The following is a 10,863-nucleotide window of genomic DNA, read 5'->3' on the forward strand; positions in this document are numbered from 1 at the left end:
ATGTGGGAGGTGTGGGGGGTGTGGGGGGTGTGGGGGGTGTGGGAGGTGTGGGAGGTGTGGGAAGTGTAGGAGGTGTGGGAGGTGTGGGGAGTGTGGGAGGTGTGGGAGGTGTGGGAGGTGTGGGAGGTGTGGGAAGTGTGGGAGGTGTGGGAAGTGTAGGAGGTGTGGGAGGTGTGGGAAATCAAACTTGAGTATTTCAATCTAAATGCTTCAGCAGTTGGTATTGATATACAGCATATTTCGGACAAATGAGGTACAGGGTAAATGGTGAAAGTTTGGAAGTACGTGCATCTTGCCCGCGATCGTGTACCACATAATAACTAATAACTAATAACTGATAACTGATAACTGATAACTGATAACTGAAATGACTTTACCTTTACCAAATCTTGATGATCGCACTTATGCCGACTTAGTACAAGAGGCAATTTCTCAGATTTCCGTTGAATATCCTGAATGGACAGATCATAATCCCACAGATACAGGAATTATTCTAATTGAATTGTTAGCATGGTTAACAGAAATGACTCTCTATCAAGTTAATCAAATTCCTGATGAAAATTATGCCAGTTTTGTTAGTTTACTACAAGGAAAAAAATTGGTATTACCTAATAAGTCTGCCCAAGAAAGACACAAAACTTTGCAATTAGAAATTAAGGAGACTTTATTGGGTTTACGCCAGCGTTATCGGGCAGTTACTATTGAAGATTATGAGCAATTAGTTCTTGAAGATTGGAATAAATCTACAGATTCTACCGACTTAAAAATTGCACGGGTTAAGGGTTTAGCACAACGCAATTTAGAAGAGACAGGTGCTGATACTTTTGCCAAAGGACATATTAGTTTAGTCGTTCTTCCCGATAATAATTATCAAGCTGAAAACGAAGCTGAAAACGAAGCTGAAAACAAAGCTGAAAACGAAGCTGAAAACAAAGCTGAAAACGAAGCTGAAAACGAAGCTGAAAGCGAAGCTGAAAACGAAGCTGAAAACGAAGCTGAAAGCGAAGCTGAAAACGAAGCTGAAAACGAAGCTGAAAACGAAGCTGAAAACGAAGCTGAAAACGAAGTTGAAAACGAAGCTGAAAACGAAGAAAACAAATATGGAAATTTATTTAACTTTCTTGAGCCAAGAAAACTGTTAACTACTCGTCTGCATATTGTAGAACCTGAATATGTATCTATATCTATAGAAGCAGAATTAGTTCTAAAAGATGGCGGCAAAGCAGAAGATTTAATCGAAAAGGCTAATACAGAAATGAAGCTATTTTTTGAGCCTTTGAATTCTGGTAAATATTGGGAGGGTAAAGGATGGCCGTTTGGGAGAAGTATTTATCTCTCAGAAATCTATAAATTATTAGATGATTTGGAGGGAATAGATTATGTGGAAACTATTTCAATTAAAGATGAAAATAATCAACCTTTTCAATCTGAAGATGATCAACCTGCATCGGAAATTTATCTCGCCGATAATCAGTTGGTTAAGTTTATAGAAGATAATCAATTTACCAAATTTACAGTCTTGGTTGATGTTAACAATGAACGCAAACAAATCAATTAGTACCTACTGATAATTAGTTAAGTTTATATAGCAATTCCCACAGTTATGAGGCACATTGACAATCCCCCTAAATCCCCCTTTGAAAGGGGGACTTTGAAGACTCCCCCCTTTTTAAGGGGGACAGGGTTTGAAGACTTCCCCCTTTTTAAAAGGGACTTTGAAGACTTCCCCCTTTTTAAAAGGGACTTTGAAGACTCCCCCCTTTTAAAAGGGACTTTGAAGACTCCCCCTTTTTAAGGGGGACAGGGTTTGAAGACTCCCCCCTTTTTAAGGGGGGCAGGGGGGGATATAAAGAGGTTAATAATGAACACAAACAAATCAATTAGTACCTATCAACAATATTTACCAGCAATTCTCCAAGAACAAGTTTTCCTGGGTCGTTTTTTACTAGCTTTTGAAAAGATTCTGAGTGGACTTTATGAAACTGCTAGTCAGGAAAAAGTTATTACAGCTCAAAGTGAAAATGTACCAGGATTTGAGGAAGTTTTAGAGCAGATTCATCTCTTTTTTAATCCTCAAGAAACACCAGAGGAATTTGTACCTTGGTTAGCGGGTTGGGTAGCTTTAAGTTTACGGGATGATTGGGATATTGAGGTTAAGAGAGCTTTTATTTTAGAAGTTGTTAAATTCTATCGTTTGCGCGGAACAAAAGAGGGATTAAGTGAACTTTTAAGTCTTTATTTGAAAAATGCAAAATTAGGAGAAAAGGTTGAAATTTTTGATAATTTTACTCATTTTCCCCATTATTTTCAGGTTCAATTAACTTTAAATGACCGTGACCCGATTAAATATTGGCAACAGGCTAAAATTGCTCAGGCAATTATCGAGCAAGAAAAACCTGCACAGACTTTTTATAGTCTGAAAATTCTTGTGCCAAGCATGCAGTTAACTATGCGATCGGAGTTTTCTGAGACTTTTACAGTTCCTAAAATTCAAGAATTAGAGCCAGATACTACTGCTACAGTTGATCAAATAGAACTAACAGCAATTGTAGAAGTAACTGAACCAAACCAAGTTACTTCAGATGTTCTAAATAAAATTACAGTCCGTTTCAAAAAAGATGATACATCTGACTTTCATTCACTTACCCCAGAAACTACTACCGGAAATAATCAAATTAGAATTAAACGAATTCTCTATAACTATCAATTGATGGAAACCATAGATGGATTAACTGTTACTATTAAAAGTCTTAACAATGTTGCAATTGTAGGTAAAGTAACTGTTGAAGTATCCTGGGATACTAATCAAGGTGAATCGTCACATCAATTACTAGCAAAAGACTTTATTTTGCAAGAAGTTCCGACCACAAATATTCTACAAATTTGTTATAATAATGAAGTCGGAATAGAGATAACAAGAGAAATAATTCCTACTATTTTAGGAACAAACAGTATCTAGGATAAACCGGGTTTATGGGTTCCCATGGCCTTAGCCCTGTGGAGTTTGCTGTATAAATAATCAGGAGAAAAATATGACTCAAACAACCGATTTTTCTAATTTTGCCACTGAATACCCAAACTATTTTCCAGGGCAATATTTATTAGAAGAAGACTTTCAATTACAACATAAATATTTAAGCGATCGCCTTCGTTACCAAAAGCAAAGTCTTCATGTTTCAGGAATAGTTGAAGGACTAGAAGTTGAAGAAATTCAAACAGATCAAAAATCCGTGCTGATTAAAGTTGGTTCAGCGATAGATAATCAGGGAAATCTGATTGTTTTAAAATCAGATACAACCTTTGATGAATTTAATAATCTTAGCCAAGGGGAACTTTATATTGAATACTTTGAAGATAAAGACGCTCAACAACAAAATGAAGTTGCAGATAGCTATACACGGTGGAAAGAAGATCCAGAATTTGCTTTTGCTGAGACAACACCAGAGACAGGTGTAAAGTTAGCAAAAATCACCATTTCTGAAGAGAATATTAGCGAGATTAATACTGATATTCGGGAATATTCAGGATTATCTTTACCCAACTCTAATGGTAAATCATTGACTCTTCGTTCTGGAGGAGATACTAACTCCAACTTAGCCGTTTTAACAGGCAGTTTAAAGCTTGATGGGGATTTAATGGTTGATGGCAATGTGGGAATTGGGATAACAGATCCTTCTGCTCCTCTACAGGTACAGGCCACAAACCAAACGGCACCAAATAATAATGGCTTGTATATTTTTAATCCAACCGATAGTAATGAGGAACACGCTATTCTTAGCCTTCGAGTTGCCGGAGAAAATGGAGGAAATCCTTTCGTGTCTTGGGATGTATCTGGTGAGTCTGGCTGGGCAATGGGGATTGATAATAGCGATGGTTATAAACTCAAGATTGGGCGTGATTGGAATTCTTTAGCCAACAATACCTCCATGACTTTAGATACAAATGGCAATGTGGGAATTGGGATGACAACTCCAGGGGCGAAGTTAGAAATTAATGGAGATTTGAAGCTACAAAATGGAGTAGCGGTGAATAACATTTCTAGTGATGTTAATCTTAGTGACGATAATGATCTGACAATAGCAACTTCAAAAGCAATCAAAAAGTATGCCGATACTAAAGCACTTGGTTCTTTGAGTCAAGATTTTTCAGCAAATAACCTAACCGTTTCAAGTCTTGCCTTTGTTCCATTTTCTGAGCTATCGGAAACCAGACAGATGATTGACTTGTGGGGAACAGTGTATGGCATTGGGATACAGAGTAACACTCAATATTTCCGCACTGGCAATAACTTTGCTTGGTATAAAGGTGGTAGTCATAATAGCGATCAACTAAATTCAGGTGGCGGAACAGTACAAATGGTTATTAAAGATGGCAATGTGGGGATTGGAAAGATAGATCCAGGGGCGAAGTTAGAAATTAGTGGAGATTTGAAGCTACAAAATGGAGTAGCGGTGAATAACATTTCTAGTGATGTTAATCTTAGTGACAATAATGATCTGACAATAGCAACTTCAAAAGCAATCAAAACCTATGCTGATACCAAAGCACTTGGTTCTTCGAGTCAAGATTTTTCAGCAAAAAAGCTAACCGTTTCAGGAAGTCTTAGCTTTGCTGTTAATATAAGCGAGATGATTAACTTGTGGAGTGATAATGAGGGCAATCATTATGGCATCGGGGTACAGGGTGAGACTCAATATTTCCGCACTTACAAAAACTTTGCTTGGTATAAAGGTGGTAGTCATAATAACAGTGCACTAAATCCAGGTACTGGCGGAACAGTACAGATGGTTATTAAAGATGGCAGTGTGGGAATTGGAACCAATGATCCAGGTGCAAAACTGGAAGTAATAGGAGGGACAACAAAATTAGAGCAAGAGGCATGGCAGACTGCAGTATTGGAAAATAGTTGGGTCAATTATAGCAATACTTTTAATCATGCTGGATATTTTAAGGATAGCTTGGGAATCGTTCACTTGAAAGGTTTAGTGAAGAATGGAACAGGCGATGTGATTTTTACCCTCCCCGATGGTTACAAACCAGCAGCTCAAGAACTTCACGTTATTTGTACAGATATAAATGAATCAGGTCGGGTAGATATTATGACTAATGGAGAAGTTACTAGATTGAAAGGAAGTGAAGTTTGGCTTTCTTTAGATGGTATTACTTTTAGGGCAAAATAAGATATAGTTAATAGCTCTTAGTTCTATGTTTAGGGCGATCGCTTTAACCGCTCAACAAATTTTTTAAGTGGAAATTAGCGATCGCATATAGCTCGCAAAGTGCCCCTAGATCAGGACGTACCCAAACAAGAAACCGGGTTTATTGCCCTGATTATTTGTTCAAACCACGAAATTTACTTGATAAACCAGGTTTCTGTATAAGTCCTCTATATTTATTTTGCTGATATTAAACTATGGCAGACTTCATTCTCATAACAGGTGATAAAGTTAACTTTAACCCTACCTTTGGCATAGCAACTGTCAATGTACATCCAGGGGATTTAATAGGCACAGGTAAGAGTAAAATCAACCAGAAACTCGTCTGTGTGGATGGGGATGAAAAAAATGTGATTGTTCCTGGTTGTCTTTACAAGACAGCCCAACATACTATTCCAGGGGTAGGAATGATTTTCATAGAATCCTTGGCAGGCAATCAAAAAGCCAAAAAGACTAAATCTGGGGGTAAACCTGTATTACTCAAAGGAGCATTATTCACAGCTAAATTTAAAGTGCTGGCTCCTGCACAACAACCGTCAACACCCAATCCTATTCCTGATACTACCCTCGAATACCTTGGTAATGGTACATTTATGACAACGAATATGAAGGTAAAAGGAACATGAAAGAAAAATTAGAGAAACGTTTAGCAGAACTGAAAGCTGAATTTGAGTCAGGACAGAAGGTTATGGCAGAATACGAGGCTAAAGTCGCTAATTTACGGGATACTTTGCTTCGTATTAGTGGAGCAATTCAAATTCTGGAAGAAGAGATATCGAAAGAAAATGAAACAGACAAAGAGAACGTTATCCCTGAAATAGTAAATGCAGAAAAGACCAATTTATGACCAAGAAATAAGGTCTCATATAGAATTCGGGTAATTGCCACTGCATTTGTCATTGCGACTTACACTCCGTGGAAGGAAGCAATCTCAGGGGTTTTGCGAGATTGCTTCCCTTCGGTTGCAATGACAACTGTTTAACGGGATCAGGACTTATATCATGTCCGGTTGAATAGTTATAAATAATTAGGGAGGAGACAGGAGACAGGAGACAGGAGAAAAGAATGTACCAGGAGAAAGAAGTGTTTTGATCACGCTCTTATCCGGACATGGTATTACGCAGAACCACCATATCTAGTAGAGGGCGAATGCCATTCGCCCCTACACAAGGTGTATGATTTATAATTTTGCGTAAGTCCTGGGGATTTCATATTCAGGACTTACGCAAATTCTTAGACAATACACTTGAGGATTTGGAAAAATATCCTGAATTTACAGCTAGATTTGGCTTTGTTCCATGAAAGTAGCAGAACATCCATTCCGCAGCTATATTGATCTCTTTCGCGATTATTGATGTTCTGTTTATTTATTGGACAATAGTTAGGGGTTGCCGATCAAACCTAAAAGCCTTTACAGGTAAAAGTTTCAGCGTTTTCTTGTTCAACATTTATGTTCTATTTATCTATTGGACAATAGTTACAGCAGTTTCCGCGCGTTTTTAGGTGTGTCAGTCTACTACGAAAAAAGACTGAATAATATTACCAGGACTTACGCAAAGAAACTCGGTTTCTACGGTAAATCATTGTTTTTGACAATAAACATCTACGAGAAACCGGGTTTCTGGGTTCGCCTACGTAATATCATGTCCGCTGGTATCGTGTAAACTCAACAGGCAAGATGCCTATTCCACAAGGATGAATATCTACAGGAAATTTAAGTTGTTTCGGGGTTAATACCCTTAATTTCAAGATAAATCAAGCCTTCATCCCAAATTTCCGAATTCTCGCATTCTCGCATTCTCGCATTCTGAATTCTTACCCTTTTACAATACCGATGCTACCGGACATGATATAAGTCCTGATTACGATAAAATTCTAAGATATCCATTCTACAATTACCTGAGATACAACCTATGGTAGAACCATTAAAAGCTAATGTACAAGCTCAGAATACTGAAACAAAAACCTTCAATAAATCTATCGCTTCAGAAACAGAAATTACCCCAGATATTAATGGGTTACTACCTCTGATTCAAAATTTAGATCGACGCATTACCCAATTTATTTCTACTCTGCAAAAACACCGTCAAACTGAGCAAGAATATGGCATAACATGGTTTCAAAAAATGGAGATAGCAGATGATGAAACCTCTAGTCAAATTCCTGCAAATTCTCTGATTTCTTGGTTACAAAATACTTTTGAATTATCTCTATTTGACTTAGATATTTTAACAGTCACTCTGGCACCGGAAATAGATAGAGAATATGAAAGACTTTTTGCTTATATTCAAGATGAAACAAGTCACAAAAAACCCACAGTAGATTTAGTCTTAAACCTATACTGTTCTAATATTCTGGAAAAACTCTCACGACGTCAACATTTTACTACCAATGCACCTTTAATTTATCACGGTTTACTCCATCTTTCCTCAGAATCAACGTTCCTTTCCCAACATCTGATTATTAATCCGCAAGTTTTCAGATTGCTATTAAATCAACCGGGATTAGATTCCCGACTCACTTCTTATTGTCAATTAAGAGAAACAAATATATCTGCGGATATCTTATATCTCAATCCCGATATTCAAGCAAAACTACAAATTTTAGTTAAAGAAGATTGGCAGAAACAACAACCCCTTCTCCTTTATTTTCAAGGAAGCGATCGCATAGGTAAATCCAATACAGCAAACTTTCTTGCTCAAACTCTAGAAATTCCTTTATTAATAACTGATTTAGCCAAATTATTAGAAGATAAATCAAACTTCCAAGAAAATCTACAATTGATATGGCGAGAAGCATGGTTTTTTCAGCGATTATTATATTGGGAAAATTTTGATATTCTCTACATTCCAGAAAATCAAATCCCCTATCAATCTTTTCTGAGAGAAATTGAAAAAAATAGAGGCATTACTATCTTTTCTGGAATCGAAAATTGGCTGCCTACAACCACAGGAGGAAAAGGTTTAATTACCATTACTTTTACAATTCCTGAATCTAGTCAACGTCGAGAATATTGGCAAAATTATTTAAACAAATTAGAAATTAGTATTGAAAAAAAAGAATTAGAGATATTAAGCGATCGCTTTCGTCTTACCCCGGACCAAATTGCTGATGCAGTAATGACTGCTTATAACACTACTCGTTGGCAAAAAATATCCGAAACTGAAATTGAAAATAACAGCAATTTCCCAACAAAAAAACCCCGACTCTCATTTATTAATTTATGTAGTGCAGCACGCCATCAATCAGGTCACAATTTAACAACTCTTGCCCGTCAAATTCAACCAAAATATACTTGGGATGATATAGTATTACAGCAAAAACAACTAACACAATTACAGAATATTTGTAAGGAAGCAGAATCTCAAAATTTAGTACATAATCAATGGGGTTTTGCAACTAAATTATCATTAGGAAAAGGTCTAAATGTTCTTTTTTCTGGCACTCCCGGTACAGGAAAAACTATGGCAGCAGAAGTAATTGCCAATCATTTACAACTAGATTTATACAAAATAGATTTATCCCAAATAGTTAGTAAATATATTGGGGAAACAGAAAAAAATCTCAACCGAATATTTACTGGAGCAACCAATTCTAATGCTATTTTGTTATTTGATGAAGCTGATGCCTTATTTGGTAAACGTTCAGAAATACAAGATAGTCGCGATCGCTATGCTAATATTGAAGTAAGCTATTTATTACAAAAAATGGAAGAATATGAAGGGATTGCCATATTAACTACAAATTTTCGTAATAATATGGACAAAGCCTTTGAAAGAAGACTCCGATATATTATTGAGTTTTCCTTACCAGATGCCAACCATCGTCACCTAATTTGGCAAAAGATTTTTCCCCAAAATGCACCTTGTAGCTCCGAGCTAGATTTAGAGTTTCTGGCACAAAATTTTGAGATTACTGGAGCTAATATTCGTAATATCGCGCTGACAGCAGCATTTTTCGCAGCAGATGATAGTCGAGTAATTGAGATGGTCCACTTAATTCGAGCCATACGTCAAGAGTACGACAAAATGGGACAAATTCTGCGTGATAAGAATTTAGGTTCCTATATTGATAATTAATAATTAATAATTAATAATTAATAATTAGGGTTTGCTGAAAAAGTCTTGTGGTAGGGGTAGGAGACAGGAGACAGGAGAAATGGGGATTTAGAGGAGGTAGGAGTAAGAATTGTTCGTCAATTTTTCTGTCTTTATCTGTCCAAAATACGCTCATTTTTGAACCGAAAAAACCTAAAAGCTTGGATTTTTTCAAGACCTAAAAAGCCTGAAACTTTTACCTGAAGAGGATTTAATATTTAATCAGCAAACCCTAATTAATAATTGAAAATTATTACTCTGCTGAAAAAAGCAGAGAGTGGGAAGTGTGAGGAGAACGAATCTTATCTTCTCAAAATGCTAACTTTTCCTACTCCCTACTCCCTACTCCCTACTCCCTACTTCACTAATTCAAAAAAAAACGGAGAGGGTGGGATTCGAACCCACGGAGGTTTAACCCTCACTCGATTTCAAGTCGAGCGCATTCGACCACTCTGCCACCTCTCCATAAAGAGTCAAAATTTAAAAGTCAAAAATCAAAAGTAATTTTGAAGTTTTGACCAAACAAGCTACGAGACTTGTAATGTTTTGACAACTACTTATTATAGCACTTGTAACGACTTGACATACTCCCGACGTTGCCCTTACGGGACCCATTGGGATTCTTCAGTCTGGGAAACCCTTACCGCTGTTTAGACAGAGGTGATGTCCTCCCCCTGTGTTGAGATTGACAATAACAAAATTCTCCTAGCTTGTCAAGGGCATATGAACGTTTAGCTTATGAAGGTATCCGAATCCTGGCCCTGGCTTTCATCCCGACGCTCCCCTCCCCCCTATGCACGGGGGGTTAGGGGGGATGGAGAGCGCGGGACTTCCCGCCAGGAAAGTTAAAAACAGATTTTGGTTGGCAATATAAAATTTCTTCAGAAATTATTGTTAAATCGTGGCCTACCCAAACCAAAGCAACTTGAGAAATAATACCTGCCTCCATAGATACAATTGAGAAATTCCGTCTTTTTTGGCCTTCAGTATCAATAATTCGTGGCACACTTGCTGCATTCAAATATAAAGTCCCTTCACCATCTATATCAAGACACTTACGCAACTGCTTGTTAGTGTGCCGTAACTTATGGTGCATGTGGCCAAAAGCAACTAGGGGAATTTTTTTACCCAACTTACGAGATTCTATTATTGCATTAGTAAAGTCTGGATCGCCAAAATCTCCACCCATAGGTTTCCAGTCGCGCCCCACCGGATCTTCAGGAGCATCTCCTAAACCAGTCGGACCATTGTGGCCAATAAAAATCACATTTTCATGGAGGGCACTTTCGAGAGCTTTAACTATTAGATCGGTAGACTCCTCAAAACTATTAACTCCAAATTGTTCTCGATAAAAATCTTGATATTTCCATTCTGGACCTCCCCAACTAAAAGGGCGAGTCCCCACCACTGTCAAGTTTAAATCGGGCGAGTCCAACTGACCATAACCTACATGGGCTTCCCCAAATAAATCTATTTGCTGCTGCGCTCTATCTTCTTGAGTGCGGTCATTAGGACATTTTTCTCTTCCCCAAGGAGTTGCAGTATCCCAG

General features: G+C 37.5%; 8 protein-coding genes and 1 tRNA gene. 7 read left to right on the forward strand and 2 right to left on the reverse strand.

All coding sequences use genetic code 11. The features are described from left to right. The 7 genes from F6K40_RS35265 to F6K40_RS35295 form a co-directional block, all read left to right on the forward strand. On the forward strand, positions 1 to 191 hold a 191-nt coding region (locus F6K40_RS35265), incomplete at its 5' end, for a hypothetical protein (protein WP_293143328.1). A gap of 176 nt (positions 192 to 367) precedes the next feature. Beyond that, on the forward strand, positions 368 to 1,558 hold the full coding sequence (locus F6K40_RS35270; protein ID WP_293143330.1) for a hypothetical protein: 1,191 nt from the start codon (positions 368 to 370) through the stop codon (positions 1,556 to 1,558). Positions 1,559 to 1,861: 303 nt separating this feature from the next. Further along, a complete protein-coding gene (locus F6K40_RS35275; RefSeq protein WP_293143333.1) occupies positions 1,862 to 2,959 on the forward strand; it encodes a phage tail protein in 1,098 nt (365 codons plus the stop codon). 73 nt (positions 2,960 to 3,032) lie between these two features. Then, complete coding sequence (locus tag F6K40_RS35280) at positions 3,033 to 5,180, forward strand: hypothetical protein (protein ID WP_293143336.1); 2,148 nt, start codon at positions 3,033 to 3,035, stop codon at positions 5,178 to 5,180. Positions 5,181 to 5,413: 233 nt separating this feature from the next. Beyond that, positions 5,414 to 5,842: a hypothetical protein gene (locus F6K40_RS35285; protein WP_293143339.1), complete on the forward strand. Its 429-nt coding sequence runs from the start codon at positions 5,414 to 5,416 to the stop codon at positions 5,840 to 5,842. Beyond that, positions 5,839 to 6,063, forward strand: coding sequence for a hypothetical protein (locus F6K40_RS35290; protein ID WP_293143342.1), 225 nt, complete (start codon positions 5,839 to 5,841; stop codon positions 6,061 to 6,063). Before F6K40_RS35285 ends, F6K40_RS35290 begins: the two co-directional genes overlap by 4 nt. A gap of 1,066 nt (positions 6,064 to 7,129) precedes the next feature. Next, positions 7,130 to 9,295 (forward strand): ATP-binding protein, encoded by a 2,166-nt coding sequence (locus F6K40_RS35295; protein ID WP_293143346.1) that lies wholly within the window; start codon positions 7,130 to 7,132, stop codon positions 9,293 to 9,295. 398 nt (positions 9,296 to 9,693) lie between these two features. Here F6K40_RS35295 and F6K40_RS35300 read toward each other — a convergent pair. Together F6K40_RS35300 and F6K40_RS35305 are read right to left on the reverse strand one after the other, a co-directional pair. Continuing rightward, positions 9,694 to 9,778 (reverse strand) — tRNA-Ser (locus F6K40_RS35300). Between the two features lie 340 nt (positions 9,779 to 10,118). Next, on the reverse strand, positions 10,119 to 10,863 hold a 745-nt coding region (locus F6K40_RS35305), incomplete at its 5' end, for a TIGR04168 family protein (RefSeq protein ID WP_293143349.1).

It is taken from the genome of Okeania sp. SIO3I5 (assembly GCF_010672085.1).
GTDB lineage: Bacteria > Cyanobacteriota > Cyanobacteriia > Cyanobacteriales > Microcoleaceae > Trichodesmium.

Bases quoted from the DNA above. Each gene is read 5' to 3' on its own strand.
- F6K40_RS35290 (WP_293143342.1), top strand. From the start codon at position 5,839: ATGAAAGAAAAATTAGAGAAACGTTTAGCAGAACTGAAAGCTGAATTT.
- F6K40_RS35295 (WP_293143346.1), top strand. From the start codon at position 7,130: ATGGTAGAACCATTAAAAGCTAATGTACAAGCTCAGAATACTGAAACA.
- F6K40_RS35285 (WP_293143339.1), top strand. From the start codon at position 5,414: ATGGCAGACTTCATTCTCATAACAGGTGATAAAGTTAACTTTAACCCT.
- F6K40_RS35280 (WP_293143336.1), top strand. From the start codon at position 3,033: ATGACTCAAACAACCGATTTTTCTAATTTTGCCACTGAATACCCAAAC.
- F6K40_RS35275 (WP_293143333.1), top strand. From the start codon at position 1,862: ATGAACACAAACAAATCAATTAGTACCTATCAACAATATTTACCAGCA.
- F6K40_RS35270 (WP_293143330.1), top strand. From the start codon at position 368: ATGACTTTACCTTTACCAAATCTTGATGATCGCACTTATGCCGACTTA.